This window comes from Streptomyces sp. NPDC001970, assembly GCF_053594115.1.
On sequence record NZ_JBSFDW010000013.1, the window covers coordinates 142265 to 157104 of the forward strand.

A 14840-nucleotide genomic window follows, 5' to 3' on the forward strand; every position below is an offset into this window, starting at 1 on the left:
TGGGCGGCGGCGTCCACATCTCAGCCTGTCCGGCGTTTCAGGACGGACACCGTGGTTCACCGCACGGGAGCGGTACGCCATTCCAGTCCGTCCGGCGCTTGAGGACGGACACCCCGGAGCCGCCGGACAGGGGCGGCACACCCCTGCCGAGGGCCGGCGGCCCCGGGGCACCCCGTACCCCGCCGAGGTCAGGAGCGGAGCTCCTGGGTGCAGCACTTGACGCTGCCGCCGCCCTTCAACAGCTCACCGAGGTCCACCCCGACCGGCTCGAAGCCCCGGGCCCGCAGCGGCCCGAAGAGCCCCACGGCCTCCTGCGGGAACAGCACGTGCCGCCCGTCGCTCACCGCGTTCAGCCCCATCGCCGCCGCGTCCGCCTCACGTGCGACGAGCGCGTCGGGGAAGAGCCGTGCCAGGACCGCGCGGCTGCCGGGCGAGAAGGCCCCGGGGTAGTACATGATCTCGTCCGCCTCGTCGTCGAGAACGGACAGCGCCGTGTCGAGGTGGTAGTAGCGCGGGTCCACCAGATCCAGTCCGATCACCGGCCTTCCGAAGAACTCCTGCGCCTCGTCGTGCGACAGCGGGCTCGACCGGAAGCCCCGCCCCGCCAGCACATACGTCGAGGTCACCGCGAAGTCGCCCTCGCCCTCGTTGATGTGCACCGGCTCATGGATCTCGGCGAAGCCGTGCGCGCGGAACCACTCCAGGTGTGCCGCGGCCTCCGCCTCCCGCTCGCGGTGGGCGAAGCGTGCGCCGAGCACGCGCCCGTCCACGACGGTCGCGCCGTTCGCGGCGTAGACCATGTCGGGCAGGTCGGGCTCAGGTTCGAGCAGTTCCACCGTGTGCCCGAGCGCACGGTAGCGCTCGCGCAGGGTCTCCCACTGGGCGAGCGCCAGCGGCAGATCGACGGGCTTCCCGGGGTCCATCCATGGGTTGATGGAGTACGTCACCTCGAAGTGCGTGGGTGGGCACATGAGGTAGCGGCGGGGTCTGGCGTCACGGGGCAATGAGGGCTCCTCACGAGCGGCAGCGCTGCGACGCACGGTTGTGCGTGTTGCCATGGTGCGGTGTACGGCGGCGCCGCGCAGTGATCCGAACGGGTGGTTCATCACACGTACGCCCCGAGTACAGCCGAGCGCAGAGACGATACGTATCGTCACGCCGCTGGTAGATTGACCCGTATGGCAGACACCAGGGTCCCCGACGCCTCCCGCCGCAGCGAACGCTCCCGCCGCGCCATCTACGATGCCGCGCTCTCCCTCGTCGGCGAGGTCGGTTACACCAGGACGACCATCGAGGGCATCGCCGCCCGGGCCGGCGTCGGCAAGCAGACCATCTACCGCTGGTGGCCCTCCAAGGCCGCGGTCCTCCTCGAAGCCTTCCTCGACCGGGCCGAGCAGGCCGCCCAGGGCGAGCCGGAGCTTCCCGACACCGGTGACCTGGAGGCCGACCTCAAGCTCGTCCTGCGCGCCACCGTCGACGAGCTGAACTCGCCGCCCTACGACGCCCCCGCCCGCGCCCTCGCCGCCGAGAGCGTCGTCGACCCCGCCCTCGGCGCCGAGTTCGTCCACAGGCTCCTCGAACCCTCCCTCCAGCTGTATGTACGCAGGCTGCGCGCCGCCCAGGACGCCGGTCACGTACGTCCCGGCGTCGACCCCCGCATCGCCCTGGAGCTTCTCGTCGGCCCCCTCGCCCACCGCTGGCTGCTGCGCACCCTCCCGCTCACCCACGAGTACGCGGACAAGATCGTCGAGTACGCGCTGTACGGCCTTGCGCCGAGGCGCTGAGTGAGGCACCGGCCACACGATCGGGGGGCGCGGCCACCCGGCGCGCGCGATGGTGCGACCATGGCAGGGTCCGCCAGGGGCGAGCAGCGAGGTGTGAGGGGATAGATGGGCGACGGTATCGGCCGCTACCGCGGCACGGAGAGCAGGATGTCCTGGGACCGTCGACTGCCGCAGTGGCTGCGCAGGCGCCCGAGCGAGGACTCCGGGAAGGCCTCCGATCACCGCCTGCCCCTGCTGCTGGCCGTCGCCGCCGCCGGACTGCCGCTCGCGCCCGCCGCGTACCCCTCGGGCTACAGCTGCTCCTGTGAGCGCATCGGGTGCCCCACCCCGGCCCGCCACCCCGTCTCCTTCGCCTGGCAGACCCAGTCCACGACCGACCGCGACAAGATCGAGCGCTGGGCGGCCGACGAGCCCGAGGCGAACTTCATCACCGCCACCGGCATGGTCCACGACGTCCTCGACGTGCCGCTGGAGGCGGGCCGCGCCGCCCTGGAGCGGCTCCTCGCCGAGGGCATCGACGTCGGCCCGGTCGCCGAGTCCGGGGGTGCCCCCACGCCGCAGGGCGTAGGGGGAGAAGAACGGATGCTGTTCTTCACCGCCACCCGCGGCACGCCCGAGGACGAGGACGAGTGGTGGCCGTGTGAGCTGGACTGCCATCCCGAGACGATGGACGAGCACCCGGGGCTGCGCTGGCACAGCCGCGGCAGCTACGTGCTCGTGCCGCCCGCTCGGCTCCCGAACGGCCTCACCGTCGAGTGGGCCCGCGGCCCCGAGCACCCGCTGCCGGACCCGCTGACGCTGCTCGAGGTGCTCGCCGACGCCTGCGCGACATACGCGGACCAGGCGGACGAGCACGACGACGACCGCCCCTCCGTGGCGTGGCCGCTGCACCGCTGAGACCACCCGGGCCCTGCCGCATGCCGACGCCGGGCCGGATGGGAAAGCCTCGTCGCCCCACAGCCGTGGACCGGTCAGCCGGCCTCGAACGCCGGGCGGGCTCGGTGAGCGGGTGCCGTCGCGCGGCCGGTGGGCCCGCGGTGGACCCGTGTGCCCGGCCTCGAACGCCGGGCGGGCCGATTCGGCGACACCGGCGGTGCGGAAGGCCGCCCGCCTACGACCCCTTCGCCGACGTCACACCCTGCAGCCGCCCCACTATCGTCACGGCAGGGCCCGTCGCGCCGCTCGGAGCCAGCAGGACCGCCTGGCTGGACATCCACTCCTTCGTGAGGGTGTTCTTCACTTCACCGGTCATCAGCGCCTTCACGTCCGGGCTGACCTTCGGCCGGTAACCCTGCGCCGCCGTCTGCCGGTCGAAGAAACGCATCGCGAAGAACACCAGTGCGCCGCCGTCCTCCGTGGCCAGACCGAGCGGCGCGAAGTCCCCGGTGTCCAGCGGCTGGTCGACGAACTGCGTCGACAGGCCCGGCCGTTGCGCGATCTGCTTGCGCTCCTCCCGCCAGCCGGTCGTGTGCACGCCGGCGGCGAAGTGGTCCGGCTTGCCGTCCTGCATGTACGAGGCGTACTCCTCGCTCAGATCGCGCGGGGCGACCGCCGTCGCCGTCGAGTCCGGCGCCATCGGCTCCGCCCAGCCGTCCTTGTCCGTACGGAACTTCGGCATCTCGTCGGGCGTGAGGATCGCCAGATAGGCGGCCTCCCACAGCTGGTCGTTGCCGTTCCGGACGAACGCCACCAGCCAGCGGCTGTCCTGCCGGCCGCTGTCGACGTCGCGGTTGCTGTCGGTGTCCGCGAAGAAGTACCGCGGCCAGCCCGCCTTTTTCGGCACGTGGAACTTCGCGTCCGTCAGCTCCAGCGGCCGGTGCTGCGGGTTGCCGTCCGGCTGCGTCACGCTGCGCGCCTTCAGGCCCGCCTGGTTGATCGCGCCGAGCGCGCCCGTGACCCTGCCCGCGTCGAGGGCAGGGTCGTACGCCTTGTCCGCCTTGTTGTACGCGTCGGTGAAGTCCTTCAGGGCCTGTGCGGCCTCAGTTGTCGTCGCCGCCGGTACGACTTCCAGTTCGCCGTGAACCGTCACGCACCCGCTCGCCGTCAGCGACAGCACCGTCGTCGCCGCGAGCCCCGTCGCCACCCGACCCAGCCTGCTCATCGGTTGCCTTCTGCGCCTTCTGCTTCTCGTCCCCCACTGACCGTCCGAACCCTACCGGGAGGAGGAACAGGGCGAGCGTCGGGACCAGATACAGCAGCCACACCGTGACCTGCAGCACGGTCGGATCGGGCTGGAAGTTGAAGACGCCCTTCAGCAGCGTGCCGTACCAGCTGTCCGGCGGGACGGTCGCGCTGATGTCGAACGCCTTGTCCGAGAGGCCGCCCAGGAACCGGGCTTCCTGCAGGTCGTGGACACCGTACGCGAACACACCCGCGGCCACGACGACCAGCATCGCGCCGGTCCAGGTGAAGAACTTGGCCAGATTGATCCGCAGCGCGCCCCGGTAGAACAGCCAGCCCAGCACGACCGCCGTCGCGATCCCGAGCAACACCCCGGACAGCGGGGCCGACGAGCCCTCCGCGTCGGCGGCCGCCCGTACCGACGCCCACACGAACAGCGCCGTCTCCAGCCCCTCGCGGCCCACCGCCAGGAACGCCGTCGCGACCAGCGCGCCCGTCCCCATCTGCAGCGCCGCGTCCAGCTTGCCGTGGAGCTCGGACCTCAGATGCCGTGCGGTGCGCCGCATCCAGAAGACCATCCAGGTGACAAGGCCGACGGCGACGATCGACAGCGAACCGCCGAGCAGCTCCTGCGCCTCGAACGTCAGCTCCTGCGAGCCGAATTCGAGGGCCGCGCCGAACGCGAGCGAGAGCCCGCATGCGACCCCGATGCCGATCCAGATCGGCTTCAGGGCGTCCCTGCGATCCGTCTTCACGAGATACGCGACGAGGATGCAGACGACCAGACTGGCCTCCAGGCCCTCGCGCAGGCCGATCAGATAGTTGCCGAACACGTCGGTGCGTCCTTCCTGTTGCGCTCGTTTCGCCCGCTACGAGAACAGCGCCCGGCCCCACCAGTCGTCCTTGCCGCGGACGCCCGGCGGGATCGCGAACAGCGCCGAACCCACGTGCTGGATGTACTCGTTGAGGACGTCGCTCGCGGCGAGGCTCCGCTGCACGGGAACGAAGCCCTTGGCGACGTCCCGCTGGTACGCGAGGAAGAACAGCCCCGCGTCCAGCCGGCCCAGACCGTCCGTGCCGTCCGTGAACGAGTAGCCGCGGCGCAGCATCATCGCCCCGCCGTTGGAGTCCGGGTGGGCGAGGCGCACATGAGCGGTCGGCAGCATCGCGGGCAGGAACGGCTCGTCGTGCTCCCCGGCCTTGCCGACCGGGGCGCCCTCGCGCTTGTCCCGGCCGAAGATGTCCTCCTGCTCCTGCAGCGGCGTGCGGTCCCAGGTCTCGATGTTCATCCGGATCCGGCGTGCCACGAGGTATGAGCCGCCCGCCATCCAGGCCGGGCCCTCCTTCCCGGACACCCACACGTGCTTGTCCAGGGCGGCCTTGTCGGTGCCCGGGATGTTCCGGGTGCCGTCCTTGAAGCCCATCATGTTGCGCGGCGTCTGCGCCTCGGGCGTCGTCGACGACGTCTTGCCGAAGCCGAGCTGCGACCAGCGGACGGCGACCTTGCCGAAGCCGATGCGGGCGAGGTTGCGGATCGCGTGCACGGCGACCTGCGGGTCGTCCGCGCAGGCCTGGACGCACAGATCGCCGCCGCTGCGCGCCGGATCGAGGTTGTCGCCGGGGAACTTCGGCAGCTCGACGAGCGCGGCCGGCCTGCGGTCCTTCAGCCCGAAGCGACCGTCGAAGAGGGTCGGACCGAAGCCGATGGTGAGGGTGAGCCGGGACGGCTGCAGGCCGAGCGCCTCGCCCGTGTCGTCCGGCGGGGCCTCGGCGAGACCGCCGTACGCGCCGTCGCCGACCGTCTGCCCGGCCGTCATCCGCTCGGCGGCCCGTGTCCAGTCCTTCAGCAACTGGACGAGTTCCGCACGGTCCTCGGTCTTCACGTCGAAGGACGCGAAGTGCAGCCGGTCCTGCACGGGCGTGGCGATACCGGCCTGGTGCGATCCGTGGAACGGCACCGCCGCGCCGCTCGCGGCGGCGAGGGCGGTCTCGTCCCCGTCGCGCGCCACGGCGGCGATCGCGCCGCCCGCCGCGGCGGCGCCGAGCGCGAGCCCGGCACCTCCCCAGCCGAGCAGGGCGCGCCGCGAGGGGGCGGCCTGGCCCGTGGTCGCCGAGGCTTCCTCCCGAGTGGCGTCGGCGGCTTCCCCGGCGGATTCCTCGGTGGCTCCCCCGACGGGCTCCTCGGTGGGTGTTCTGCTCATCGTCGCATCCTTCTGATGGTTACTTCACGGCTACTTCACGACCGCGGCGGCGAGCTTCGACAGAGGCTCGGCCAGCGCGTTCACACCGTCGGACAGCTCCTTGCGCTGCGGCTCGGTGACCTTGTCGTACGAGGTGAAGACGTACGAGGTCTTGTCCGTGCGGTACTTGTCGAGCAGCGTGTTCAGTGCCGCGAACTGCTTGTCGAGCTCGGCGACGAGCTTCGGGTCGTTCTTGGAGGCGACCGGCTTCAGCAGCTCGTACGACTTCTGCGCGCCCTCGACGTTCGCCTTGAAGTCGACCAGGTCGGTGTGGGAGTAGCGCTCCTCCTCGCCCGTGACCTTGCCGGTCGCGACCTCGTCGAGGAGTTCCTTCGCGCCGTTCGCCATCGACGTCGGTGTGATCTCGGCGGTGCCGACCTTCTTCACCCAGTCGGCGAGGTCCTTGTCGAGGGTGTCGGCGAGCGTCTTCGCCTCGGGGCCGAGCTTCTTGTCCTGCCACAGCGCCTTCTCCAGGCGGTGCCAGCCGGTCCACTCCTGGCCCTTCTCCAGGTCCCCGATGCCGTCCTCGCGGAGGTCGACCTTCGGGTCGATGTCGCCGAAGGACTCGGCGACGGGCTCGGTGCGCTCCCAGCCGATGCGGGAGTCCGCGTACGCCTTCTTCGCCGCCTCGGTGTCCCCGGCGCGGACGGCGGCGGTGAACACCTTCGCCTTCGGCAGCGTCTCGTCGGCCTGCTGCTGGACGTACGTGCGGTACTCGGCGACCGCCTTGTCCATCTCCGGGGACCGCTTGGCCACGGTGCCGCCGGTCACCTTGACCTGCCGGCGGATGCCCTCGCCCGTCATGCCGGGCTTGCAGGCGATCGCGTAGGCACCGGCCTTCACCTCGGCGGTGAGGCTCGCCTTGGTGCCGGGGCCGATGTTCTCGCGCTCGGTGACGATGCGGTCGTCCGGGAAGAGGATGTAGACCTCGGTGACCTTCGAGCCCTTGTTCTCGATGTCCAACTGGACGTGCCCGGCCGGGAACTCCTTCTTGGACACCTCGCAGGAGTCGTCCTTCGCGGTGACGGTGACGGCACCGTCACCACCCTTGGCGTCGCTCTTCTCGGCACAGCCCGTGACGGCGGTCAGAGCGGCCGCGGTCGCGGCGGCGGTGACGACGGTGAGGCGGACGGCTCGCATACAGGCTCCACGGAGGACGGGACGGGGGACGGAGTGGGGTGGTACGGCAGTGAGGCGGACCTAACTTAGCCGAGGCTTACCTGGGCGGTACCCCGCCGGATGGTGATTCAGCTCTCATGAGCGGCCTGAGACCATGGGCCGGTCACGCGCCGGTCAAGCGCTGGTCAAATGCCGCGCTTTGTCGGGACGGCCTCCCGGGGATGGTTCAATTCCGGCGTGATGGAACGACCCCATGGCATCGATGTACTGCGCGTCTTCTGCGGCGCCGACGGCCACCACGGCAACGCCCTCGGTGTCGTACGCGACGGACGTGCGTACCCCGACCGGCAGTCGCGGCAGGCGCTGGCCCGGGAACTCGGTTTCAGCGAGACCGTGTTCGTCGACGATCCCGAACGCGGAGTGGTCGACATCTACACACCGGGACTGCGGCTGCCGTTCGCCGGGCATCCGCTCGTCGGCGCGGCCTGGCTGCTCGACCTGGAGGTCGTGAACCCGCCCGCGGGTGAGGTGTGGGCCCGCCACGACGGCGAGTTCACCTGGATCACCGCGCGCACCGCATGGGCACCGCCGCGGACACTGCGCCAGTACGCGTCGGCCGCCGAGGTCGAGGCGCTGGAGGTGCCCCCGCCGGGGGTGGGGGTACCTCCCACGCCCGAAGGGCTGTGGGGGAGGGGCTACGCGTGGGGCTGGGAGGACGAGGCCGCCGGCCGGGTCCGTGCGCGGGCCTTCCCGGGGCGAATCGATGAGCGCGGCGGCAGCCGCTCCGGTGGAGCCGGGGCTTGCGCCGGGGGGATCGACGAGGACGAGGCGACGGGCGCGGCGGCGCTGCTGCTCACCGGGCAGCTGGGGCGGGCCCTGAACATCACTCAGGGCCGGGGTTCGCAGATTCTCACCGCCCCCGGCCCCGACGGCACGATCGAGATCGGCGGCCGCGTGCGCCTCGCCTGACGAGACGCTGACCAGGCGCTGACCAGGCACCGCCAAGGCCCGGTCGGGCCCGGTCGAGCCTCCGTCAGGCGCTGAGCGGGCCCCGCTCGTCCGGACCGCAGGCCTGGCCGAGCTCCCGGAACACCGCGCCGTTGAAGTCGAACGCCCGCTTGCACTCGTCGATGATGCGCTGCTTCTCCAGGTCGTCCGCGTTCACCCGGTCCAGCAGCTCCCGGTAACTCCGCTTGAACGCCGCCGGGTTGGCGATCCGCTCGAAGACGTAGAACCGGACGCCGTCGCCCTTGCGGTCGAAGCCCCAGGTCCGCTCGGCCTTGTCGCGGATGATCTGGCCGCCGGAGAGGTCTCCGAGATACCGGGTGTAGTGGTGCGCCACATACCCCGCGGGCCAGGTGCGGGCGCACTCCTCGACCCGTGCCGCGTACGCCGCGGTCGCGGGCAGCGGCCGCAGCTCGTCCTGCCAGTCCGCACCGCGCAGATGTGCGAGGTCGCGCTCCAGCTCGGACGTCCGGAGCAGCTCCGGCTGTATGAAGGGACCGGCGACGGGGTCGCCCGAGAGCGACTCGGCCGCGCCCTCCAGTGCCCGGTACACGAACCACAGCTGCTCGGTGTAGCGCGCATAGGCGTCCACCCCCAGCCGGCCGCCGAGCAGGTCGCTCATGAAGGTCGAGGTCTCCGCCTGGGTGTGCTGCTCGTGCGACGCGACGCGGATCAGGGTCGAGAAAGGCGTGTCCGACGTGTCCAGCGTGTCCAGCGTGTCCAAGGCGGACCTCCGAGGGGCCGAGGGGGACGGGAACCAGTAGGATCCTGCTGCTTAGGCTTACCTAAGTCAACTGGTTCCCGACGACCTGTCGGTAAAAACGCTACCCCTCTTCGCGGTCAGGGCAACGTCAGAATCTCGGTGCCGCTCTCGGTCACCACCAGCGTGTGCTCGAACTGCGCGGTCCGCTTCCGGTCCTTCGTCACGACGGTCCAGCCGTCGTCCCACATGTCGTACTCGTGGGTCCCGAGCGTCAGCATCGGCTCGATCGTGAAGGTCATTCCCGGCTGGATGACGGTGGTCGCGTGCGGGCTGTCGTAGTGCGGGATGATCAGCCCGGAGTGGAACGACGCATTGATGCCGTGCCCGGTGAAGTCGCGCACGACGCCGTAGCCGAAGCGCTTCGCGTACGACTCGATGACCCGCCCGATGATGTTGATCTGGCGGCCGGGCCTGACCGCCTTGACGGCCCGGTCGAGCGACTCCCGCGTCCGCTCGACGAGGAGCTTCGACTCCTCGTCCACGTCGCCGCAGAGGTAGGTGGCGTTGTTGTCGCCGTGCACGCCGTTGATGTACGCGGTGACGTCCAGGTTCACGATGTCGCCGTCGCGCAGCACCGTCGAGTCGGGGATCCCGTGACAGATCACCTCGTTGATCGACGAGCACAGCGACTTCGGGAAGCCGCGGTAGCCGAGCGTCGACGGGTACGCGCCGTGGTCGCACATGAACTCGTGCGCGACACGGTCCAGTTCGTCCGTGGTCACCCCGGGCTCGATGAGCTTCGCTGCCTCCGCCATCGCCTGCGCGGCGATGCGGCCCGCGATGCGCATGCGCTCGATCGTCTCGGCATTCTGGATCTCCGGCCCGGTGTACGGCGTCGGCGCGGGCTTCCCGACGTACTCGGGGCGCCGGATGTTTCCGGGAACGGAACGGATGGGAGAGAGCTCCCCTGGTACGAGCAGCGACTGGCCAGACATGCCAGCGAGTCTAACCAGCCGTGCTGGGGCAGCATGGCGTCAGAGGAAGGAGCCGACGATGGCCCTGTTCAAGAAGCGCACAGTGGGCAAACCGGGTGAGTGGTACTACTGCCTGGAGCACAAGAAGGTCGAGGAGGGCCCCGAGTGCCCTGCCAAGGACCGCTTCGGCCCGTACGCCTCACGCGAGGACGCCGAGCACGCGATGGCGACGGCCCGCGAGCGGAACCTGGAGTGGGAGACCGACCCCAGATGGCACGACGCTCCCCGTGACGAGGACACGGCCGACTGATCAGAGGGTGGCCCCCCGTACGGCCGCCGCCCCTTCCTCCGCCGCCGCTCGCTCCTTCTGGGCGCGGCGGCGGAGGGCGTCCTCGTCCGTCTCGGCGTCGTAGGTCACGAGCTTCGGAAGGGCCGCGGCGAGCAGCCCGACCGAGGCGATGCACGCCAGGCCGCCGGTCCAGAAGGCCGCGCGCGTCCCGGTCCAGCCGGCCATGGCGCCCGCGCGGACCTGGCCGAGCTGAGGGCCGACGCTGTACGAGAGGACCTCGATGCCGGCGAGGCGGCCCCGCAGGGACTCCGGCACGGTCTGGTTCCAGATCGTGGAGCGGCCGAGTCCGCTGAGCATGTCACCGGCCCCCGCGAACGCCAGGCACAGCAGCACCAGCCACACGTTCGTCAGCCATCCGGCCGCCGCGATCGCCAGCCCCCACCCGGCCGCGCCGAAGACGACGAACAGCCCGTGCCGCCGCACCCGCGACGTCCAGCCGCTGGTCAGGCTCAGCACGAGCGACCCCACCGACCCCGCCGCGTACATCAGCCCCAGCGACCACTGCGCGTCCAGCTCGTCCGCGAGGAACGGGAAGATCGTGTTGGGGAACGCGAAGAGCATCGCGGCCAGGTCGATCGCGTACGTACCGAGCAGCACCGGCCGGCTCCACGCGTACCGCGCGCCCTCCGCGATGCCCCGCAGTGAGGGCTTCTCCGCGTCGTGCGCGGGCGGCGCGGCGGTGAGCCGGCCGCACAGCAGCACGGAGACGACGAAACCGGCAGTCGTCGTCGCGTACGCCGCGGCGTGGCCCGCGTACGCCACGACCAGACCGGCCAGCGCGGGCCCGGCGATCGAGCCGAGCTGCCAGCGCAGGGCGTTCAGCGCGGCCGCGGCGGTCTGCTGGTCGTGCGGCACGATCCGGGCCAGCAGCGAGTCCAGCGCGGGCCGCTGGAGTCCTGCGAGGCCCGAGACACCAGCCGCGACCAGGTACAGCGGCCAGAGCACGGGCGTCGGCAACAGCGCGTTCACCAGCAGAATCAGGGCGAGCACGCCCAGCCCCGCCTCGGTGAGCAGGATGACTTTCCGCCGGTCGACGGCGTCCGCCAGCGCCCCGCCGTACAGCCCGAACACGACCAGCGGCACGAGCTCGACGGCACCCATCGCGCCCACGGCGAACGGGGAGCCGGTCAGCTCCTTGATCTGCAGGGGCAGTGCCACCATCGCCATGAAGCTGCTGAAGTAGGTCACCAGCCCCTGGCCCCACAGCAGCCGGAAGTCCCGCGACGACCTCCACGGGGCGAGGTCGGGAAGCAGCGCGCGACATCGTTCTCCCACGACCGGCCATCCTCCGCACCCGGCACGGGGCGGGCAACAGATTTACGCCCGGACGGGGCGCCGGATCCCCGGGCGCGCCCGGTACCGGCCGGCGGGCCGGGGTGTCCGTCCTCAGGCGCCTGATGGGCTCCACAGGAGCCGCGTGTCCCCCACACCCCGCCAGGGCCCCGCCGGGGTGTGGGGGCAGATTGAAGCGCGGGGTACGAGGGCGGAGCCCTCGAAACGGGTCCGGGGCGGAGCCCTCGGTTTAGGGAAGGGGCGCGGCGGGGGCTGTATCCGGGGCGGGGGCCGTATCGACGTGCGGCTCCGCCGCGTGGCCCGCCGCAGGTGTCGCCCGCATGCGCGCCCGCACCCGTGCCTCACCTACCAGCGCGGCGGCGGCGGGCCCGTGAGCTGGTCCGCGAGTCGGGAGAGGCGGTCACGGAATCGGCGCCGCCCACGCGGCGCGGGCGGCAGACCGTTCTCGCCGGCCGCCGCGCTCACCAGGTGCTGCACCGTGTCGAGGTCCACCTCCGCCCCGCCCTCCACCGTGAGCCCCTCGTGCGCGAGGCCCCGCACCTCTGCATCCCCGCCGTCCAGCGCCAGCACCGTCGCCCCGGAGCGCCGCGCATCGTGCACCCGCTCCAGCAGGCCCGCGTCCGCTCGCTTCGGCGCCACCACCAGCAGCGTCTCGCCGCGCCTGGCCGCCGCAAGACGGCCGAGCCCGACCGCCAGATGCGCCGGGTCCCCGGACCGCACCCGGTGGCGCACCAGCGTCGGCGCCAGCTCCGGCTGCCCGGACCACGCGGCCTCGTCCACGAGATGCGCGGCGAGATGCCACGGCTCGTACTCGGCCGTCCCCACCAGCAGCAGCCCGCCGCCCTGCGGGACGACGGACGACCGCAGCACCCCCGCGAACCGGCGGGCCGCCGCCGGCCATGCGGTCCCGGCGAGCACCTCACGCAGCAGTGCGACGCGTACGGCATCCATGGCCCGCATCCTGCCCGAACCGCGGCCCCCGGACCGGCCGTTGGCGGCAGCTCACCCGTACGGGATGTCGCCGGCAGCGGGCAGGATGCCCGCGCACCGGACCCGGGCCTCATGACGCCATGAGCTCCCCTGGATATGGGTGACGGAGTCGACGGCCGTCGCGCTGCCCCTCGCGTTACTGCTGTTCCTGGGCAGGGCACCCGGCCGGCTTCACCGTCGCGGCGGCCCGCGGGGCCTCAGGGCCCGTGGCGCGCGCTGATTCTCGCCGCGTATGCCGGGGCGCTCGTGCAGGGGATGCTGGACCTGGCCGGGGTCGCCCGGACCGACCGGTACGCGGTGCGGCTGCTGACCGGGCCGGTGCTGATCGTCGTCGCGATCGCCAGGCTCGTATGGGTCGATCTCGTCGAACGTCGGTCCGCCCGCGCCCACCCGACCAGCCAGTAATGTCGGGGGCATGACTTCAGAAGACAACGCCGCCGCCCCGAAGGCCTCCGCTCCCGCCAAGGACCCCTGGGACCTCCCCGACGTCTCCGGACTCGTCGTCGGCGTCCTCGGCGGCACCGGTGACCAGGGCCGGGGCCTCGCATACCGCCTCGCGCGCGCCGGTCAGAAGGTGATCATCGGCTCCCGGGCCGCCGAGCGCGCCGGGACCGCCGCCGCCGAACTGGGGCTGGGCATCGAGGGCGCCGAGAACGCCGAGTGCGCGCGACGCAGCGACGTCGTGATCGTCGCCGTGCCGTGGGAGGGTCACGGCAAGACGCTGGAGGCGCTGCGGGACGAGCTCGCCGGAAAGCTGGTCGTCGACTGCGTGAACCCGCTCGGCTTCGACAAGATGGGCGCCTACGCCCTGAAGCCGGAGGAGGGAAGTGCCGCCGAGCAGGCCGCCGCCCTGCTGCCCGAGTCGCGTGTCACCGCCGCCTTCCACCACCTTTCGGCGGTGCTGCTCCAGGACGAGTCGATCGAGGAGATCGACACCGATGTGCTGGTCCTCGGCGAGTCGCGCGCCGACACGGACCTCGTCCAGGCGCTGGCGGGCCGCATCCCCGGCATGCGGGGCGTCTTCGCCGGCCGCCTGAGGAACGCCCACCAGGTCGAGTCGCTGGTCGCCAATCTGATCTCGGTGAACCGTCGCTACAAGGCACACGCGGGTCTGCGCGTGACCGACGTCTGATCCGGCGTCCGAACCGGAGTCCCGGCGTCCGAACCGACGTCCGACGTCCGACGGCCGGGCGGCATGGGGGACACTGGACGGGCACCAGCAGCCCCCGGACAGGAGCCGACCCCCATGCCCCGCCTCGCCCTCTACGCCGTCGTCATCTGCCTGCTCGCCGTCGCCGCGGCAGTCGTGTCCTTCGCGCAGGGCAGCTGGCTCGGGATCGTGTGGGTGCTGCTGGCCGGAGTGTCCTCGAACATGGCCGTGTACTACGTCCGGCGCGCGAAGGCGGCGAAGACTACCGGCTGATCACCGCCGTACATTCCGGGTACTGCTCGGTCCAGAAGCGGTAGAGGTCCTGACCGCACGCGTACTCGCCCCGTGACACACCCAGCGCGTCCATGACGGCGAAGATCCCGTCGAAGAACGCGTGATTGACCTCGGGGATGAAGAGGACGCCGAAGACGGCGAGCAGCCCGAACGGCGCGAACGGCTCCACCTGGCGGCGCACCGTGTGCGACAGCCACGGCTCGATCACCCCGTACCCGTCCAGCCCCGGAACCGGCAGGAAGTTCAGGATCGCCGCCGTCACCTGCAGCAGCGCCAGGAAGGCGAGGGCGAACTGGAACGCCGGCGGTACGCCGTCCAGGGCGCCCAGCCAGAACGGCGCGGTGCACACGATCGCGAACAGGACGTTCGTCAGCGGGCCCGCGGCCGAGATCAGACTGTGCTTCCAGCGGCCCTGGATGCGGTGCCGCTCGATGAAGACCGCGCCGCCGGGCAGGCCGATGCCGCCCATGATCACGAAGATGACGGGGAGCACGATGCTCAGCAGCGCGTGGGTGTACTTGAGCGGGTTGAGCGTCAGATAGCCCTTGGCGCCGATCGTGAGGTCGCCGCTGTGGAGCGCGGTACGGGCGTGCGCGTACTCGTGGAGACAGAGTGAGACGATCCATGCGGACGTGACGAAGAGGAACACCGCGATGCCCGGGTCGGGGGCGAAGCCCGTCCAGACGGCCCAGCCGGTGACCGCCATGATCGCGGCGATGCCGAGGAAGACGGGGGAGATGCGGCGCTCGCTGCGGCGGGTCGCGGCGGTGGTCATGGGCGGGGCTCCTCGGTCCGGGGGCCTGGGGCGGCGGGCGGCG

At 71.6% G+C, this 14840-nt stretch carries 17 protein-coding genes; 7 read left to right on the plus strand and 10 right to left on the minus strand.

The window, feature by feature from the left end; translation table 11 throughout:
* Positions 1-188 precede the first annotated feature (188 nt).
* Entirely contained in the window at positions 189-1058 is an 870-nt protein-coding gene (gene ddaH / locus ACWCP0_RS18295) for a dimethylargininase (protein ID WP_451079810.1), read from the minus strand.
* Positions 1059-1178: 120 nt separating this feature from the next.
* Between ddaH and ACWCP0_RS18300 the strand changes: the two genes are divergently transcribed.
* Positions 1179-1784: a TetR/AcrR family transcriptional regulator gene (locus ACWCP0_RS18300; protein WP_451079811.1), complete on the plus strand. Its 606-nt coding sequence runs from the start codon at positions 1179-1181 to the stop codon at positions 1782-1784.
* A 105-nt stretch (positions 1785-1889) separates the two neighbouring features.
* On the plus strand, positions 1890-2681 hold the full coding sequence (locus ACWCP0_RS18305) for a bifunctional DNA primase/polymerase (protein WP_451079812.1): 792 nt from the start codon (positions 1890-1892) through the stop codon (positions 2679-2681).
* A gap of 214 nt (positions 2682-2895) precedes the next feature.
* On the opposite strand, the gene ACWCP0_RS18310 is transcribed toward ACWCP0_RS18305, so the two are convergent.
* From ACWCP0_RS18310 to efeO, 4 genes are read right to left on the minus strand one after another with little or no spacing between them, the layout of a single operon-like run.
* Positions 2896-3876 (minus strand): hypothetical protein, encoded by a 981-nt coding sequence (locus ACWCP0_RS18310; protein ID WP_451079859.1) that lies wholly within the window; start codon positions 3874-3876, stop codon positions 2896-2898.
* Entirely contained in the window at positions 3764-4738 is a 975-nt protein-coding gene (gene efeU, locus ACWCP0_RS18315) for an iron uptake transporter permease EfeU (RefSeq protein ID WP_451079813.1), read from the minus strand. Before efeU ends, ACWCP0_RS18310 begins: the two co-directional genes overlap by 113 nt.
* Before the next feature lie 36 nt (positions 4739-4774).
* Positions 4775-6106, minus strand: coding sequence for an iron uptake transporter deferrochelatase/peroxidase subunit (gene efeB, locus ACWCP0_RS18320; protein WP_451079814.1), 1332 nt, complete (start codon positions 6104-6106; stop codon positions 4775-4777).
* Positions 6107-6136: 30 nt separating this feature from the next.
* Positions 6137-7285, minus strand: a complete 1149-nt coding sequence (gene efeO, locus ACWCP0_RS18325) for an iron uptake system protein EfeO (RefSeq protein WP_451079815.1) — start codon at positions 7283-7285, stop codon at positions 6137-6139.
* 219 nt (positions 7286-7504) lie between these two features.
* On the opposite strand from efeO, the gene ACWCP0_RS18330 reads away from it, so the two are divergent.
* Entirely contained in the window at positions 7505-8233 is a 729-nt protein-coding gene (locus ACWCP0_RS18330) for a PhzF family phenazine biosynthesis protein (RefSeq protein ID WP_451079816.1), read from the plus strand.
* 64 nt (positions 8234-8297) lie between these two features.
* On the opposite strand, the gene ACWCP0_RS18335 is transcribed toward ACWCP0_RS18330, so the two are convergent.
* On the minus strand, positions 8298-8984 hold the full coding sequence (locus tag ACWCP0_RS18335) for a biliverdin-producing heme oxygenase (protein WP_451079860.1): 687 nt from the start codon (positions 8982-8984) through the stop codon (positions 8298-8300).
* 125 nt (positions 8985-9109) lie between these two features.
* Entirely contained in the window at positions 9110-9967 is an 858-nt protein-coding gene (map, locus tag ACWCP0_RS18340; RefSeq protein WP_451079817.1) for a type I methionyl aminopeptidase, read from the minus strand.
* A 58-nt stretch (positions 9968-10025) separates the two neighbouring features.
* Between map and ACWCP0_RS18345 the strand changes: the two genes are divergently transcribed.
* On the plus strand, positions 10026-10256 hold the full coding sequence (locus ACWCP0_RS18345; protein WP_451079818.1) for a hypothetical protein: 231 nt from the start codon (positions 10026-10028) through the stop codon (positions 10254-10256).
* On the opposite strand, the gene ACWCP0_RS18350 is transcribed toward ACWCP0_RS18345, so the two are convergent.
* Both ACWCP0_RS18350 and ACWCP0_RS18355 read right to left on the minus strand, forming a co-directional pair.
* Complete coding sequence (locus ACWCP0_RS18350) at positions 10257-11570, minus strand: MFS transporter (RefSeq protein WP_451079819.1); 1314 nt, start codon at positions 11568-11570, stop codon at positions 10257-10259. It abuts the gene before it with no gap.
* A gap of 363 nt (positions 11571-11933) precedes the next feature.
* A complete protein-coding gene (locus ACWCP0_RS18355) occupies positions 11934-12539 on the minus strand; it encodes a hypothetical protein (protein ID WP_451079820.1) in 606 nt (201 codons plus the stop codon).
* 285 nt (positions 12540-12824) lie between these two features.
* Here ACWCP0_RS18355 and ACWCP0_RS18360 point away from each other — a divergent pair, with 285 nt between their 5' ends.
* The 3 genes from ACWCP0_RS18360 to ACWCP0_RS18370 all read left to right on the plus strand — a co-directional run bounded on the left by ACWCP0_RS18360 (position 12825) and on the right by ACWCP0_RS18370 (position 14001).
* A complete protein-coding gene (locus tag ACWCP0_RS18360; RefSeq protein ID WP_451079821.1) occupies positions 12825-12983 on the plus strand; it encodes a hypothetical protein in 159 nt (52 codons plus the stop codon).
* A gap of 10 nt (positions 12984-12993) precedes the next feature.
* Positions 12994-13710: an NADPH-dependent F420 reductase gene (gene npdG, locus ACWCP0_RS18365; RefSeq protein ID WP_451079822.1), complete on the plus strand. Its 717-nt coding sequence runs from the start codon at positions 12994-12996 to the stop codon at positions 13708-13710.
* A 63-nt stretch (positions 13711-13773) separates the two neighbouring features.
* The gene (locus ACWCP0_RS18370) at positions 13774-14001 is read left to right on the plus strand and encodes a hypothetical protein (RefSeq protein ID WP_451079823.1); all 228 of its coding nucleotides are present in this window, start codon (positions 13774-13776) and stop codon (positions 13999-14001) included.
* Here the strand turns inward: ACWCP0_RS18370 and ACWCP0_RS18375 are convergent.
* Positions 13991-14797: a site-2 protease family protein gene (locus ACWCP0_RS18375; RefSeq protein WP_451079824.1), complete on the minus strand. Its 807-nt coding sequence runs from the start codon at positions 14795-14797 to the stop codon at positions 13991-13993. The two genes, ACWCP0_RS18370 and ACWCP0_RS18375, sit on opposite strands and share 11 nt — an antisense overlap.
* Between the last annotated feature and the right edge of the window lie 43 nt (positions 14798-14840).